17 protein-coding genes, 16 tRNA genes and 2 rRNA genes are annotated in these 14,986 nt (G+C 37.2%); 30 read left to right on the top strand and 5 right to left on the bottom strand.

Annotated features, from left to right (window positions below; all coding sequences use genetic code 11):
* The 20 genes from ACVYAD_RS18605 to ACVYAD_RS18510 form a co-directional block, all read left to right on the top strand.
* Positions 1-104, top strand: a 23S ribosomal RNA gene (locus tag ACVYAD_RS18605); the annotation flags it as partial.
* Positions 105-220: 116 nt separating this feature from the next.
* Positions 221-336 (top strand): 5S ribosomal RNA (gene rrf / locus ACVYAD_RS18600).
* 16 nt (positions 337-352) lie between these two features.
* A tRNA-Asn gene (locus tag ACVYAD_RS18595) sits at positions 353-429 on the top strand.
* A gap of 5 nt (positions 430-434) precedes the next feature.
* Positions 435-526, top strand: a tRNA-Ser gene (locus ACVYAD_RS18590).
* A gap of 30 nt (positions 527-556) precedes the next feature.
* A tRNA-Glu gene (locus ACVYAD_RS18585) sits at positions 557-631 on the top strand.
* 14 nt (positions 632-645) lie between these two features.
* A tRNA-Val gene (locus tag ACVYAD_RS18580) sits at positions 646-721 on the top strand.
* Positions 722-746: 25 nt separating this feature from the next.
* Positions 747-821 (top strand) — tRNA-Met (locus ACVYAD_RS18575).
* Between the two features lie 4 nt (positions 822-825).
* Positions 826-901 (top strand) — tRNA-Asp (locus ACVYAD_RS18570).
* A 17-nt stretch (positions 902-918) separates the two neighbouring features.
* Positions 919-994 (top strand) — tRNA-Phe (locus ACVYAD_RS18565).
* 9 nt (positions 995-1,003) lie between these two features.
* Positions 1,004-1,079: transfer RNA gene (locus tag ACVYAD_RS18560), tRNA-Thr, on the top strand.
* Positions 1,080-1,089: 10 nt separating this feature from the next.
* Positions 1,090-1,173: transfer RNA gene (locus ACVYAD_RS18555), tRNA-Tyr, on the top strand.
* Between the two features lie 13 nt (positions 1,174-1,186).
* A tRNA-Trp gene (locus tag ACVYAD_RS18550) sits at positions 1,187-1,260 on the top strand.
* A 16-nt stretch (positions 1,261-1,276) separates the two neighbouring features.
* Positions 1,277-1,352 (top strand) — tRNA-His (locus tag ACVYAD_RS18545).
* 34 nt (positions 1,353-1,386) lie between these two features.
* A tRNA-His gene (locus ACVYAD_RS18540) sits at positions 1,387-1,462 on the top strand.
* Between the two features lie 17 nt (positions 1,463-1,479).
* A tRNA-Gln gene (locus ACVYAD_RS18535) sits at positions 1,480-1,554 on the top strand.
* 6 nt (positions 1,555-1,560) lie between these two features.
* A tRNA-Gly gene (locus tag ACVYAD_RS18530) sits at positions 1,561-1,635 on the top strand.
* 8 nt (positions 1,636-1,643) lie between these two features.
* Positions 1,644-1,717: transfer RNA gene (locus ACVYAD_RS18525), tRNA-Cys, on the top strand.
* A 47-nt stretch (positions 1,718-1,764) separates the two neighbouring features.
* Positions 1,765-1,845 (top strand) — tRNA-Leu (locus ACVYAD_RS18520).
* A 453-nt stretch (positions 1,846-2,298) separates the two neighbouring features.
* Positions 2,299-2,733 (top strand): hypothetical protein, encoded by a 435-nt coding sequence (locus tag ACVYAD_RS18515; RefSeq protein ID WP_476427423.1) that lies wholly within the window; start codon positions 2,299-2,301, stop codon positions 2,731-2,733.
* 153 nt (positions 2,734-2,886) lie between these two features.
* A complete protein-coding gene (locus tag ACVYAD_RS18510; protein ID WP_476427421.1) occupies positions 2,887-3,054 on the top strand; it encodes a hypothetical protein in 168 nt (55 codons plus the stop codon).
* A 232-nt stretch (positions 3,055-3,286) separates the two neighbouring features.
* On the opposite strand, the gene ACVYAD_RS18505 is transcribed toward ACVYAD_RS18510, so the two are convergent.
* A complete protein-coding gene (locus ACVYAD_RS18505; protein WP_476427420.1) occupies positions 3,287-3,607 on the bottom strand; it encodes a hypothetical protein in 321 nt (106 codons plus the stop codon).
* A gap of 66 nt (positions 3,608-3,673) precedes the next feature.
* Between ACVYAD_RS18505 and ACVYAD_RS18500 the strand changes: the two genes are divergently transcribed.
* From ACVYAD_RS18500 to ACVYAD_RS18475, 6 genes are all read left to right on the top strand, one after another.
* The gene (locus tag ACVYAD_RS18500) at positions 3,674-4,027 is read left to right on the top strand and encodes a hypothetical protein (protein ID WP_476427418.1); all 354 of its coding nucleotides are present in this window, start codon (positions 3,674-3,676) and stop codon (positions 4,025-4,027) included.
* 47 nt (positions 4,028-4,074) lie between these two features.
* Positions 4,075-4,227 (top strand): hypothetical protein, encoded by a 153-nt coding sequence (locus tag ACVYAD_RS18495; protein ID WP_476427417.1) that lies wholly within the window; start codon positions 4,075-4,077, stop codon positions 4,225-4,227.
* Positions 4,228-4,457: 230 nt separating this feature from the next.
* Positions 4,458-5,024, top strand: a complete 567-nt coding sequence (gene thpR / locus ACVYAD_RS18490; protein ID WP_476427415.1) for an RNA 2',3'-cyclic phosphodiesterase — start codon at positions 4,458-4,460, stop codon at positions 5,022-5,024.
* Positions 5,025-5,332: 308 nt separating this feature from the next.
* Entirely contained in the window at positions 5,333-6,367 is a 1,035-nt protein-coding gene (locus ACVYAD_RS18485) for an ABC transporter permease (protein ID WP_476427414.1), read from the top strand.
* 1 nt (position 6,368) lies between these two features.
* Complete coding sequence (locus ACVYAD_RS18480; RefSeq protein ID WP_476427413.1) at positions 6,369-7,055, top strand: ABC transporter ATP-binding protein; 687 nt, start codon at positions 6,369-6,371, stop codon at positions 7,053-7,055.
* Between the two features lie 177 nt (positions 7,056-7,232).
* Positions 7,233-7,520 carry a hypothetical protein gene (locus ACVYAD_RS18475; RefSeq protein WP_476427412.1) on the top strand — a complete coding sequence of 96 codons (288 nt, stop codon included), beginning with the start codon at positions 7,233-7,235 and terminating at the stop codon, positions 7,518-7,520.
* A 240-nt stretch (positions 7,521-7,760) separates the two neighbouring features.
* Here ACVYAD_RS18475 and ACVYAD_RS18470 read toward each other — a convergent pair whose 3' ends face one another.
* Genes ACVYAD_RS18470 through ACVYAD_RS18460 form a run of 3 tightly spaced genes read right to left on the bottom strand, consistent with a single transcriptional unit; the run spans position 7,761 to position 9,888 of the window.
* Positions 7,761-8,576, bottom strand: coding sequence for an SDR family NAD(P)-dependent oxidoreductase (locus ACVYAD_RS18470; RefSeq protein WP_476427429.1), 816 nt, complete (start codon positions 8,574-8,576; stop codon positions 7,761-7,763).
* A 37-nt stretch (positions 8,577-8,613) separates the two neighbouring features.
* Positions 8,614-9,291, bottom strand: a complete 678-nt coding sequence (locus tag ACVYAD_RS18465) for a GDSL-type esterase/lipase family protein (protein WP_476427411.1) — start codon at positions 9,289-9,291, stop codon at positions 8,614-8,616.
* Complete coding sequence (locus tag ACVYAD_RS18460) at positions 9,292-9,888, bottom strand: TetR/AcrR family transcriptional regulator (RefSeq protein WP_349662158.1); 597 nt, start codon at positions 9,886-9,888, stop codon at positions 9,292-9,294. It abuts the gene before it with no gap.
* Between the two features lie 202 nt (positions 9,889-10,090).
* Between ACVYAD_RS18460 and ACVYAD_RS18455 the strand changes: the two genes are divergently transcribed.
* Together ACVYAD_RS18455 and ACVYAD_RS18450 are read left to right on the top strand one after the other, a co-directional pair.
* Positions 10,091-10,441: a VOC family protein gene (locus ACVYAD_RS18455; protein WP_476427410.1), complete on the top strand. Its 351-nt coding sequence runs from the start codon at positions 10,091-10,093 to the stop codon at positions 10,439-10,441.
* Positions 10,442-10,662: 221 nt separating this feature from the next.
* On the top strand, positions 10,663-11,646 hold the full coding sequence (locus ACVYAD_RS18450) for an S-layer homology domain-containing protein (RefSeq protein WP_476427409.1): 984 nt from the start codon (positions 10,663-10,665) through the stop codon (positions 11,644-11,646).
* Positions 11,647-11,710: 64 nt separating this feature from the next.
* Here ACVYAD_RS18450 and ACVYAD_RS18445 read toward each other — a convergent pair whose 3' ends face one another.
* Positions 11,711-12,454, bottom strand: a complete 744-nt coding sequence (locus ACVYAD_RS18445) for an arylamine N-acetyltransferase family protein (protein ID WP_476427408.1) — start codon at positions 12,452-12,454, stop codon at positions 11,711-11,713.
* A 205-nt stretch (positions 12,455-12,659) separates the two neighbouring features.
* Here ACVYAD_RS18445 and nagB point away from each other — a divergent pair, with 205 nt between their 5' ends.
* Together nagB and ACVYAD_RS18435 are read left to right on the top strand one after the other, a co-directional pair.
* A complete protein-coding gene (gene nagB, locus ACVYAD_RS18440; protein WP_476427428.1) occupies positions 12,660-13,373 on the top strand; it encodes a glucosamine-6-phosphate deaminase in 714 nt (237 codons plus the stop codon).
* Between the two features lie 675 nt (positions 13,374-14,048).
* Positions 14,049-14,951 carry a S66 peptidase family protein gene (locus ACVYAD_RS18435; protein WP_476427407.1) on the top strand — a complete coding sequence of 301 codons (903 nt, stop codon included), beginning with the start codon at positions 14,049-14,051 and terminating at the stop codon, positions 14,949-14,951.
* Positions 14,952-14,986: the final 35 nt, after the last annotated feature.

The following is a 14,986-nucleotide window of genomic DNA, read 5'->3' as shown; positions in this document are numbered from 1 at the left end:
CAAGTAAGTAAGATCCCTCAAAGACGATGAGGTAGATAGGTTCGAGGTGGAAGTGTGGTGACACATGGAGCTGACGAATACTAATCGATCGAGGACTTAACCAAAATGTTTGAAACATTCAATGCACCGTTTATCCAGTTTTGAAAGAATAAAAACTATTAAAAATATACTTGCAACTTCAATAAAGATATGTTATAATAAGTATTGTCTTTCAAAATAGTCTAGTGATGATGGCAAAGAGGTCACACCCGTTCCCATACCGAACACGGAAGTTAAGCTCTTTAGCGCCGATGGTAGTTGGGGGCTTCCCCCTGTGAGAGTAGGACGTCGCTAGGCTATATGATAAAATTATTCCGAAGTAGCTCAGTTGGTAGTAGCACCTGACTGTTAATCAGGTTGTCGCAGGTTCGAGTCCTGCCTTCGGAGCCATTCTTGGAGAGTTGTCCGAGTGGCCGAAGGAGCACGATTGGAAATCGTGTAGGCGGTTAACACTGTCTCAAGGGTTCAAATCCCTTACTCTCCGCCAGCACTTTAAGGATTTTTCATTCCAAACGATGGCCCCTTGGTCAAGTGGTTAAGACACCGCCCTTTCACGGCGGTAACACGGGTTCGAATCCCGTAGGGGTCACCATTTAATACCCAGATGGAGGATTAGCTCAGCTGGGAGAGCATCTGCCTTACAAGCAGAGGGTCGGCGGTTCGAGCCCGTCATCCTCCACCATTATTTAAATAAATCACCTTATTATCGCGGGGTGGAGCAGTGGTAGCTCGTCGGGCTCATAACCCGAAGGTCGTTGGTTCAAATCCGGCCCCCGCAACCAAAATGGTCCCGTGGTGTAGCGGTTAACATGCCTGCCTGTCACGCAGGAGATCGCCGGTTCGATCCCGGTCGGGACCGCCATTTATTTTTAAAAATATGGGTCAGTAGCTCAGTTGGTAGAGCATTAGATTGAAGCTCTAAGTGTCGGCGGTTCGATTCCGTCCTGACCCACCATATTTTTTTGCCGGTGTAGCTCAGTTGGTAGAGCAACTGACTTGTAATCAGTAGGTCGTGGGTTCGACTCCTATCGCCGGCACCATGATTTTCCCGGAGGGGTAGCGAAGTGGCTAAACGCGGCGGACTGTAAATCCGCTCCTTAGGGTTCGGCGGTTCGAATCCGTCCCCCTCCACCAGTTTTAATCTAATAGGGGCATAGTTCAACGGTAGAATAGAGGTCTCCAAAACCTTTGGTGTGGGTTCGATTCCTACTGCCCCTGCCAATTAATTAATTTCATGGCGGTTGTGGCGAAGTGGTTAACGCACCTGATTGTGGTTCAGGCATTCGTGGGTTCGATTCCCATCAGTCGCCCCATTTAATTTAAAACAATAAAAAATATAGTAATATGGCGGTTGTGGCGAAGTGGTTAACGCACCTGATTGTGGTTCAGGCATTCGTGGGTTCGATTCCCATCAGTCGCCCCATTTATATATTTAACTTTTGGGGTATAGCCAAGCGGTAAGGCAACGGATTTTGATTCCGTCACGCCCTGGTTCGAATCCAGGTACCCCAGCCATTTATTGCGGAAGTAGTTCAGTGGTAGAACACCACCTTGCCAAGGTGGGGGTCGCGAGTTCGAACCTCGTCTTCCGCTCCAATTATTATGGCGGCATAGCCAAGTGGTAAGGCACAGGTCTGCAACACCTTTATCACCGGTTCAAATCCGGTTGCCGCCTCCATAATTTATTTCTTAATCGGATTTTCCGATTTTTTTTATCTCCATTATGCCGGTGTGGCGGAATTGGCAGACGCGCACGACTCAAAATCGTGTTCCTTTGGAGTGTCGGTTCGACCCCGACCACCGGTATCATATTTAGTAAAGAATCCTTGATATACAAGGGTTCTTTTTTTATTGTAGTAAATTTGTAGAAACATTTAAGATCCACTCAAAATCTATTTTGATTTGAGTGGATTTTTTTATATCAACATGGATTGTTTATATTCATTAAAGAATGTTTAACAATATTCGTCTGAAATTCTTTTATATCATATAGGTACTTAAAATTTCAAATAAAGCAATTCTCAAAATATGAACGAAAGCCAGCAGAGATTGATTTGTATACTTTTATAAAGAGTGATAGAGTTAATAACTACTAAAAGAGATTTTTTCAAAATATTGAAGATGATAGGAATGATAGCTCTAAACTGAACGAAATTAAGAATTATACAGATTAAGTAGTTTAGGCGATGTTTAATCATGCTGATTGGAAACAAACAATGATATAGGGAACCTAAGAACTGATGGAAAGGAGAATTTATAATGATAAAGAGTGGCAAAAAGGCAAATAGTAAGGCACTTACTGTTATTCTAATGTTGTTGGTAATAATGTTCTTTGTAGTACCATCGAGCAATGCATTTTTTGTTAATAAAATGATGATAGATGATAACAATAGCGAACGTATAAAGGTGGCTGCCTCAGATTTAGTTATACCAACTAGAGATAGTATTATAAGCGATGGTTATCCAATAAATGAAGATGGGCAAACGTATGGTCCTAATATGGAAAACTTAATGCTTGTTGAACCTGAATTAATGTTGGCAGAAGGTGAGAACGGTGTATTAGGATATATTTATCAGCCTGATGGCATATCTTCGCCAAATAAGGTAGATGAATATAATAAATCATTTAAAAAATCGACGCCATTATATTTACATGATGGTAAAACGATTATTGGTACATTTTATTTTTATTAGTATTTTTATAAATAGAGTCCAAGATTCTAATAGCTAACATTGTAATTTAGATAATTTTACGTAGTCGCTTTCCAATCCTGAAAAACTTACAAAAGAAAAAGTATAAGCAATGTCTCTTAGTGATGTTATTGCTATTATGACAGGAGGTAAATTATGAAAAAAATTAAAATGTTAAAATTAGTAACTACAGCGTTGATTTCTATTTTTATGACAATGTCTTATTTTAATGTAAGCGCTTTCGCGGCGCAAGCTAGTAGTCAGCCACAGAGTGTAACAGTATATGGTTATACATATACATATGCTTCTCACGTTGGATATTAAATGATAATAGTGTTGGTTTTCAATGGATAGTGATAGCAGGTACAGTTATTGTTCTTGAAGTAACTAGGTGTTATTTAATAAGAAAAGATAATAAAAAAGTAGATTGAAATCGAAAATAACAGGAGGTGATAAAATGAATAATTTAAAAAAATGATGTCAAGTGTGTTGTGTTCAAGTTTATTTGTTGCTGGTCCAGTTAGTATTTTTACAAAAGGTAGCATTAAGCTACCCATTAATTTATTTCACCGGTTTCTAATTTCTCGTTTAAAGCTATATAATCCTTTTTGGAAAAAGTTATTGTTACTCTATCTAATCTATTTCCACCAGGATATAAAAGTAATTGCTGATTAAATTTTATACCTAAAGGTCCAACCGTTTGATAAATAAGATTTAGAATTTTAAAACATTCCAAATCTACTCCTTCTTTCAAATGATTTTTAACAGTAATAGTAACCACATCTTCGACTTCAATAAATCTAGGTTTTCGAGGAGAAATATTGTGTGCTTTACAAAGTCTTTTTATCATATTTTGGTAATAATCTTGTTGTTCCATTTAGACCACCTCTCTTACATGTTAGCATTATAAAGTGATAAAGAATATAGAAATGGAGGTTGTATTATGAAAAAATGTTTTTTATCAGTAGTTTTTATGGTTTTTTCTTTAGTTTTAGTTTCACCGGTATTTGCAAGTGAAACAGATACTCTGGTATTAGAAGATTTCATTGAAAAAGGTGAAATCATATATATGGACGAGAAAATAACAGTTAGAAGTTTTGGAAATGATCAAGAAGTTTCTGATGCTATTTTTAATCACCCTGATAGTGTCACAGCAACTAACGAGAATCCTATTTTGCGTTCATCAATTACTGGTCCTGGAGGTCGAGCAAGTATTGTAGATGCTGAATCAGGTCGAGCTGTATTTTGGTCTGTTAAGCCTGCCACAGCTTGGCATATAATTTTTCTGGTACTGTAAAATTAAGATACCATTCTGGTTTTGCTAGAGATGTAAGTGTTGGTGGTATGGGAGCTTTAGGTTCAACTGTAAGTGGTATGGTAACAATGAATAAAAATAATGGTGGGGTTGCATACCTTGAAGGTACAGCATACGCAATCTCTGGTGATAAATACACAATTTTACCGGAGTACACACTTCATTTAGACCAAACTGAATAAAAATCAGTGGAAATCTAATGATTTTAAGCAATTCAAATTTTTAGGGGAATTACATCTGGTTGTGTTTTCTATACTTTCTAAATCAAATCGCTCACCTTACCGTTCACTATTCTAATACCAGTATTTAGTTGGGGAGTCTTTTTCGCTGCTTTAGCGTAGTAGTATGGTTAATATATTGTAGGAAAAGACATAATGCCTGTTAGGTAGCATTTACGAAGAATAGAGAGGGTATGATTATGAACAGACACTTTTTTATTGCGGTTCCACTTCCATCAGACATTAAAGCAGCTCTTCATGTGAGATGTGAAAAATTAAAAACAGACTTTCATTTTAAACGATGGGTTCATCAGGAAGATTATCACATCACTTTGGCTTTTTTAGGTCATGCGGATGAAGAGCAATTACAAGCTGTGATGAATGAAGTGAGGGGAAATCTTCTAAATGTTTCTCCATTCGAATTAAAAATTCAAGGTTTCAATACTTTTGGAAGAAAGGAGTATCCAAGAATTTTATGGGCCGATCTGCTCGAATCTCAGCAATTAAATGTTGTGCAAGAAATAGTATACCAAGACTGTATGAAGGTTGGATTTGAATTAGATAAGAAGCCCTTTGTCCCCCATATAACTGTTGCAAGAAAGTGGGATGAAGCATGTGGGAAAATTTCGTCAGAGGCATTGATGGAAGATAATTTTCAGCTTCCTGAATTTCTAGTAGAAGAAGTGGTTTTGTACGAATCAAAAATTGAAGAAACCCCAAAATATTATAAAAAAGCTGTCATTCGTTTAGAGGGCCAATAAATCTGTCAAAAGCCTACTATAATAATGATGAATTTTACAATAAGCTCGTAAACCTAAAAAGAAAAGGTTTATGAGCTTTTTTTGATCAATTATGCCTCGGCATAATTGCGTCCGGAATCGGCTTTGTGCTTGAACAAGGAACTCCTTTCTGACTCCGTGACATCCGCCGGAGGCTTTAACTTCTTTCAGCGGGTGTTTGGAAACCCGCTGAAAGAAGTTAAAAACATTTCATAATTAATAATTAGTTCATCTTCCGTTCATTTAAGGAGTTTATGCTAAGGATGTAAAAAGGAACGGAGGAGTTAACGATGAATCTTGCGTGGAAAGAAATTAAGAAGAATAAAGTAAGATTTTTAATATTAGGGTCAATTGTTTTTTTAGTTAGTTTATTAACTTTTATTATTTCTGGTTTGGCGAACGGACTGTCTCAAGATAATGCCGCTCTAATTAAGGATTTACCACAAGGTCAATTTTATATGAATGGGGATGCAGATCAAACATATAATCTGTCAAAAATAGATAATCGTACACAAAATGAAATATTGAGCAAAGAAAAAGATGCAGTAGCTTTTTCATTACAAATGGGCTTTTTAAATGATCAGGACAATAAGCAGCAAAGCGTTGCCTTTGTTACATCGACCGATTCAGCGTTATTTGAAAATGTGGAACATGAGGAAGTCATATTAGACAGCTCGATGCAAGATAAAGGAATTAAAGTAGGAGATACATTAACGAATAGTCTATTTGGTGGCAATTTTGTAGTAAAGGGATTTGTCGACCAAAAGAAATATAGTCATGCACCTGTTGCCTACATTAATAAAGAGGATTATAAAGAAATTTACCGTGTGGATGAAATGCAGATGATTTTCGTACCAGACGGAGATGCTTCAAAAGAATTTACTGGATTAGAATCATTTTCAAATAAAGAATTTCTTAACACAATCCCAAGCTATAACGCAGAACAAATGTCTTTGAATATGATTATTTGGTTTCTAGTAGTCATTAGTGGGATGCTGTTCGCCATCTTCTTCTATATGATGAATGTCCAAAAAATCGGCTTATACGGAATTTTAAAGGCGATTGGTTTGAAAACAAGTAAGTTATTCAAAATGATATGGACACAGATGGCCATCATTACAGTTATTTCACTTGTTTTATCTGTAACCTTTAGCCAGGCCTTTAATCTGATAGCGCCAAAAGGAATGCCATTTACTTTAACGATTGCGACAACAACTCAATTATCGATCGTATTCCTAATTATTGGATTTGTAGGCGCTACAATTTCAGCATTCCAAATTAAAAAAATTGAACCATTACAAGCGATACAGCAAGGAGAGGCTTAGTATGACTTTATTTAAAATCGATGAAGTTAGAAAAACGTTTACGAATGGCGAGGTAGAGGAGGAAATACTTAAAGGGATAGATCTTTCATTAAAAGAAGGAGAAATAACTGCATTGGTAGGTGCATCTGGTTCCGGTAAAAGTACACTTTTGACAATTGCGGCAGGACTTCAGCCTGCAACAGATGGATATGTTATATTTGAAGGAAAAAACCTGTCTATTATGAACGCTGAGGAGGTTCGAAAAGTACGAGCAAGTGAATTTGGGTTTGTCTTTCAATTTGCACACCTCGTACCTTTCCTTACAGTTGAGGAACAGCTGCTACTAATGTTAGATGTTTCTGAATCAAAATTAAAGAAACAGGAACAAAAAAATGAAGTTAATCGATTACTAAAATTAGTTGGGATGGACCATCGGAAAAATTCTTATCCTTCTTCATTGTCAGGAGGGGAGAAGCAACGTGTTGCCATTGCTCGTGCGATCATTCATAAACCGAAAGTTCTATTCGCAGATGAACCAACTGCAAGCTTAGATTCACAACGATCAAAAGAGGTTATGTTCCTAATTAAGGATTTAACTAAAACGTTAAACATTACAACTTTAATGGTGACCCATGATGAAGAGATGCTTACTTATACGGATCGTATTATAAAAATGAGCGATGGTGTCATTTTGCATGATGTTATTTAGATCGAGTAGTAGAAAGCCACAACCACAGCTTTTTGATGGTTGTGGTATTTTTTTGAATCAATGGATGATTTCAGTCTAGGCGCAAATTACGAAATATTTTTAAAAGCCTAGTGTTAAGTTACCAAATCGATAAACGAAAGCAGCATATTGTAGAAGGAAAGGAGGAGGTGATTTGAAATGACGTTTGTTATTGCCTTAATAATTGTATTAGTAGGGTTAATAGCGGGATTCCAATTAAGCGAAGGACGGTCAGAAAAAGGGAGATATATCATTTGGGGTATCATTATAATGATTGCGTTTGCACCATTTTTATCATATTTAATAGGCGTATTGTATGGATTATTGGTTAGAAATGGTTGGGCAGCATCGATTATGATGGTTTTATTTCCTATAATTTTTATCATAGGTCTTATTATTTTATTCTTAGGTATTTATAAGAAAAATGAAGAAGAGCATAATAACTAGCTACTTGTCTCTTAAAAGGGGTTAATTCGTTCAGTGTTTTTGTTATCTAAATTAGAAAGGTAAAAAGCCGCGACAATCCTAGAATTGTTTTTGAGATGAAGTGTAAATAAAATTTCAGCGAAGGAGACATATGCCTTCGTGTCCAACATCCTATTTTTTTCCGTGATGCGGATCATGCCTTGCCGACGGAAAAGTATAGCGGTTTTTTACCATCTGGAAGAAAGCTTTTACATTAAGTAATTATGTTATTCGAGCTTTTCGGCTTACTTTACAGACCATCCTCATTAATGCCTTGTGTAACGAAGGGAAGATCGTAAAAATAACATCCATTGTTTTACGCATTGGCATAGGACAAATAATAGGCTTATTTTTGTGCACGCCTGCAATAGCGATTTTTGCTAGTTGCTGTGGAGACATCATTTTTTGTTTTTTCAATTGTTTGGACATCGCTGTTTTATCAATATTAATAGCAGTTGCTTTATCAAAAATAGGTGTATCAACAAAAGTCGGACAGAGGGTACTTACCTTGATGCCAAATTCCTCAGCTTCATAGTGTAGTGATGTTGTTAAGCCCACAACAGCATGCTTCGTAGTTGAGTATGCAGCTGATATAGGAGATGGTCCCAACCCTGCAGCTGATGATGTATTGATGATATGTCCAAAACCTTGTTTCTTCATGATTCGATACCCAACTTGTGTACCATAAACAATGCCCCATAAATTAATAGCTACAACGTCTTTCCAATCGTCAATTGACATATCATAAATTTCACCATACATAGCTATACCAGCATTATTGAACAAATAATCTAATCGTTGAAATTCCTCATGTACATTTGTAATGACATGTTCAACATTTTCGAAATCGCTTACGTTTAATTCAACAAATCGAGCATTTGAAGTATCTTTATTTAGTTCTGCCTCTAGAAGACGTCCATCATGTTCGTTAATATCTGCAATAATGACAAATACATGTCGACTTACTAACTCTTTGCAGATAGCCTTCCCTATACCGGATACACCGCCTGTAACAATCGCAACCTTTCTCATAATCATCACCTCTCGTATGAATTCCTTAATGGACAGGGTCTTCCTACAATTGAAGTCGTTTAATGAAAGCTGAGTATTCTTCGACGACAAGCTCTGCTCCTTTACTATTTAAATGAATGCCATCCAAAGTTAAATGTAGCCCTCTCTTTTTGGATAATCGATCAATCCGCAAAGGGTTTTTATACAACAGTACATCTTTCATCACTCTCATAACATTGGTGTTCACATATTCCGAACTTGTAACATGTTTTAATTGATGTTCAAAAACCTCGTGCATATTTAAAAAGCTAACATTGTCATATTTAGAAGAAATGGAATGAATAATGGAGGAGAGGTCTTTTAATTCCATATTGGGAGTATTTTTTATTTCCTCTCCTATTAAAGTTGGTGTTACTAAAACTACATGTTTAGATGAGGCTAAAATCATTTCTAAAACATTTGCATAGTAATCTTTAAACTCTTGATGATCTTTTGAAACCGGTTGTGCCTGCACTTTCAAAAGTTTAGTGTAGACATCATTGACCCCAATCCAAAGAAAGCTGAGGTCATAATCAGTAGCTAGCTTCGATTTTTCTAAACGACTGTGTAAGCTTTTTACTGTCTCACCTGGTTTACCGAGATTATCAAATTCGATATGTGGATGTTTTGTAGTTAGTAGTTTGAAAAATGAAACCCCAGGTCGACCTTCCGTTAAGCTGTCTCCTATACATGCAATTTTCATTTATATCCCACCTTTTTTTATCTCCTTTAAAAAAATGGTTATTGCCTGGTTAAAGAGTGGCTCAAGTGCTTTCAGCTCCTGCGTATTTGTCAGCTGACATAAACCTCCTAGCCATGTGCCTAGTAGAACTGTCCACTCATCAATATTGCCATGAACAAATTCTCCTCGATCAATACCTTCTTGAAGGATCGCATGATAAGCACCCATCGGTACAATCGCTAAATTGTATAATTGTTTCACGGATTCAGGGCTTGATTTTGGATTGGAAGCTAGTTCTTGCCCGGATCTTAATAAAGGTGTTTGGTAATGATAGAGAACATGCATGGCCATGCCATATAATTTTTCTGTTGCCGTGGAGTAGGTAATTTCTTTCTGCAGCCATTTGTTGTGCCAATCTTGCATTGTTTGTTGAGATAAAAGAACAAAGAGCTTTTCTTTGTTTTCAAAATGATAATAAATATGTCCTTTGCTATAGCCTGAAGCGGTTGAAATATCTCCTACTGATGTTTGATTATAGCCTTTTTGAGAAAACAAACTAACCGCATGTTCCATAATTTCAACTTTTGCTTTCTCGCTATCATAACGTCTTTTATTCAATGATTTACCTCTTTTTTTAATTTGAACGGTCGTTCTAATTTGATTATACAATATTTTACTAATTAATGAATAGTTAAATACCTAATTAATCAAATTTTAACAATCTATACAGACAGCGCCATAAGGCACAATTCGAATGGAGGAAATATTCACCAAACTATTGAACTATAAATTATGCTTCAAACATCAGGAGGGGAATAATATGGGGAGAGTAGTTGGGTTCGAATTAAATAGTCAGGAGCTAGAAAAAGCTGCTGCGTTTTATGCTAAGGTTTTTGGGTGGGAGGTAGCTGCACCTAATTGGGAATATTGGGGCGTAACAACTGGGGATGATAATAAATCAGGGATTAACGGCGGTAATGCGAAAGGGCCACATGACTATCCTTTTGGAACACGTATTCAAATTGAAGTTGATTCTATTGATGAAGCTATTTCAAAGGCTACGAAAAATGGTGCCGTTATTGTACGAGATAAAATGGAATTTGATGAATTTCACCTTGCTTATTTGGTAAATCCAACTGGATTAGGCTTTGGCATGATTCAAAACAAATAACCTGACACTGATTAACAAGTCTCTGAATGGATTGTGGGTGCTTTTTTGTTAATAAATAGAATTGTAAATAATGTATAAAAAAGTATATTATAAATAATAGAGAAAGGGAGGGGAAGAAATGAAACAAATGTTGAAAATGGTATGTGCACTATTATGTTTGGTTAATACCGACTGAAAGTGTATATGCAGCGAGTTTCAAAGATGTGCCCAAGGATGATACATTGATAACTGAAATTGATTACCTAGTGGAAAAAGGAATTATTAATGGCTATCCTAATAACCTATTTAAACCAAATACATATGTAACGAGAGCACAGGTAGCTGTCATGCTAACACGTGCTTTAGGAATGCAAACGACGGATGTCAAAGATCCAAAGTATCAGGATGTACCTACTACATATCCTTACTATAAAGAAATTGCTGCAGTGCAAAATGCTAGAATTTTCGATTCTGCACAGAAATTTAATCCGAATGCAACTCTTTCAAGAGGGGACATGGCGATTGTGTTGCAAAGAGCATTTAAAATAAAGGGATCTGAGACAAGCTATTTTACAGATGTTTCAGCTAAGACAAGAGGCTATAAGGAAATCTCAGCAATTTCTAGTAATAATATAACAAAAGGATATGATGATGGTTCATTTAGGCCCAATTTACCTTTAACGCGAGCGCATTTTTCAGCATTTTTAGCTCGTGCATTAACGCTATCGAATCCAAATCTAATAAAAGATAAGGCGTATGACTACACGTATTCGCATTATTCGTTGAAAGACAAAAAACAGTATACGTTAAACTATCAGTATAGTCATTATGACGATAAGAATGATGTGTGGACAATAACTGATTTGAATTCGGAAAAGTTTTTTGATGAAGAGCTTTTATTTAGCGTGAGCGAGGCTTATGCTCAAGTAATAGCCAGCTATGAAAGTATGCATTACGATTTACATTTGGATTTACCCCTTAGAATTGGTGTGATTCAACATGAGAATGGTGGCGTGGAAAGTTCAGGAACCCGAATTACAGTTAAAACAACAGATGGTACTATCCAAGCAGGTGGTGTCAATTATAATAATGTAATTGTTCTAGAAGAAAAGTCCATATACAGTGATGGAGTTTCAACATATTACTTTGTCGATGGTATCGGTTTAGTTAAGGAGCTTTACAATGATGTTGTTATTTATGAGTTGCTTGAACGTACAGCCAATTAAATGTTAACCAAAGGAAAAGCAAGTCTCCTATGAACGAGGAGGCTTGCTTTTTATCATGAAGCATCTAATCTAATGTAATATGAAAAAAACGATGAAGTGCTTGTCGCCAATCCTTTTCGTTATGAGTTGAATAGGTCGTTAAGGATTGTCCCTCGTAGATTCGGAATTCATTGTTAAGCATTGTGTGTCGTCCGCGAGGGGTACGAATCATAGCAATTTTATTTTTTTGTATAGAAAGTCTTGGCGCAAACTTTGCATCGTTAGCGTCATCGAAAAAACTATATAGTAAACGCCAATCGTGTTTTGTTTGTTCGTATAGCATCCAGCCGTTCACTTCATCTCGTTCAATTTTATAAAGTTCATTACCTTCACGGTGTTGATGCCCAGCTATTAGTGGCACTGGTTTACAAGGAGCTACTGCACCTACCCCAACATCTGAAATATATGATTGCCCAGCAAAATGGACAAGCAATAGCTGGTGCATAGGTACATCCTCAACAGGAGTATCTGCTTCAACATTGCGCCAAAACTGTGCATAGCGATTGGTTACAGAAAATCCAAGCTCGCGAAGTAGCCAACTAAATAAAATATTTAGTTCAAAGCAATTGCCTCCACGATGTTGAATAATAATTTTATGAAAAAGGTCAGGGATAGCGAAGGAGATGCCATATTTCAAGGCAACATCTAGGTTCTCATAAGGAATTATATGTAGATGTCTCGTTTGGAGCTGACCAAGTAGCTTAATGGAGGGCTCTAAAGATCCTTGAAATTGAATAAGTTTTAAATATTGCTGTATTTGTGAATTCATAATATCGCCTCACTCCTTATTAAATAACATAACCGAAATGGCTTAAGAATACACGTGATTATTAGTAAGAAAATAATAGAAAAATAGGGAAATAACTTGTAAAATTAAAATATTAGCTACTATAAGAATAATATTCCCTATTAGTCTAGTTAATAATAATGATTGTAAGGTAGGTATACGAATGACAAGCGAAATTAAATGCGAAATGAAATGGATAGAAGTAAATTCATACGATGAAATGAGCGAAGTAGCAGCGGATATTTTCACTAAACAATTACAAGCAAAGCCAGCAAGTATTTTAGGATTAGCAACTGGTGGTTCTCCTGTAGGAATGTATAAGGAATTAGTGAAGCGCCAACAAGCTGGAAATATTTCTTTTAACGACGTAATCACTTTTAACCTAGACGAATATGTAGGTCTCGACCAATCAAGTCCCGCAAGTTATTGGACATTTATGCATGAGAACTTATTCAATCATGTAGATATTAAGGAAGAAAATATACATTTACCAAATGGCAAGGCAGAAAATTTAGATGAAGAGTGTGTCGCTTATGATGCTCGAATCAAGGAAGCGGGAGGCATTGACCTTCAGCTATTAGGCATCGGCGTTAACGGACATATTGGCTTTAACGAACCGGGCACATCTTTCGAATCTCTGACTAATATCGTAGAGTTAACAGAATCTACACGCACAGAAAATGCCATCTATTTTGATGATTCTAAGGATGTACCGACGCACGCTATTACAATGGGCATTCAATCTATTATGAATGCCAAGGAAATCGTCCTGATTGCATTTGGTGAAAAAAAACTAGAGGCTATGGAAAAATTAAAAAGTGGGATCATCACTGAAGATTTCCCAGCAAGCCAATTATTAAACCATCCGAATGTAACGATTATTTACGGCGGAACAAAATAGAAATGAAGCGTTAAGCGTAGACTTTATTTTATTTGAAGTCTGCGCTTATTTTATTGGATTCGAAGGGATGGGGATAGGAACCAGAGCGACGGAAAGAAGAGTCAAGGAGACGTATAGAAATGATGGCGACGGAAAGAAGGGCCAAAGCGACGGGTTGAAAGGCGAGAGCGATGGAAAGAAGAGTCAAGGAGCCGGATAGAAATGATGGCGACGGAAAGAAGGGCCAAAGCGACGGATAGAAAGGCGAGAGAGACGGAAAGAAGAGTCAAGGAGACGGATAGAAATGAGGGTGACGGATAGAAAGGCGAGAGAGACGGAAAGAAGAGTCAAGGAGACGGATAGAAATGAGGGTGACGGATAGAAAGGCCAAAGTGACGGATAGAAAGGCGAGAGCGACGGAAAGAAGAGCACAAGTGACGGATAGAAATCAGAGTGACGGAAAGAAGGGCCGAAGCGACGGATAGAATCGATAAAGCGATGGATAGAGAAGCCCAAGCCGTGGATAGACTCGCCAAGATCGTGGATAGAACCTCCGCAGAGACGGATAGAATTAGAAACAAAAAAAGGTGGGTATTCACCCGGACATTTAAAGATTATAGGCACTAGCTTCGCCACTAATCAATGCTACAATATTATCTATATGCTAGAATGAGAAAAACAATAGGAGGGGTTAGGGTGAAAAGCACCGTACCACATTTAGAAAAGGGCGATACAGTTGGTCTTGTGGCTTTATCAAGTCAAGTAGAGCCCGAAAAACTAGGAGATGCAATAGCCTTTCTTGAAGAGTTAGGTCTTAACTATATAATTGGGGATACGATTCAGGCAAAGCACGATTATCTTGCAGGTAATGATGAGGAGCGTCTGGCTGACTTTCATGAGATGGTGAGAAATCCAGAGGTGAAGGCAATTTTTTGTGTTAAGGGGGGCTATGGCTCTGCACGAATTGCGGAAAAGATTGACTACGGATTACTTGAGGAAAATCCGAAAATCTTCTGGGGCTTCTCTGATCTTACATATTTACATTGCGCGATTAATGAATATGCTAATTTAGTGACGTTTCATGGACCGCTCCTTATGTCTGTAGATAGAATAGATGATGTATCAAAGAAAATGTTTTTACAGTTATTTTCACCGATGGAATTACAGTATACGGAGGATATTGCCCCGTTAACAACGATTGCACCTGGTGTTGCTCGTGGTCAGATTATTGGTGGCAATTTACGTCGTCTTGTTAATACAATAGGTACTAAATTTGAAGTGCGCACGGAAGGTAGAATTTTATTGATTGAGGAGCTAGCGGAGACGATCCCTCATATTGATTCTATGCTACAGCAATTAAAACAAGCGAGAAAGCTTGAGCAATTAGCAGGTGTTATGATAGGTTCCTTTACGCAAACGGAAGCGGATGAAGCGGCACTAATGACTTTAATGAAGGAATATTTTGCGGATTTAGGCGTTCCAGTTGTAGCAGGCTTTAAAATCGGCCATGAAGCAACGAATATTGCTATTCCATTAGGAGTAGATGCCATTTTAGATGCACAGGAAAAGGTATTGAAGATTTTGCCTGGTGTGCATTAAAAGAACGCTCAGCACTTTATATTGTGCTGAGCGTT

This window comes from Lysinibacillus sp. G1-3 (genome assembly GCF_056322905.1).
The sequence above is the reverse complement of the archived record's forward strand: the minus strand, read 5'-3'. Positions and strand labels throughout refer to the sequence as shown.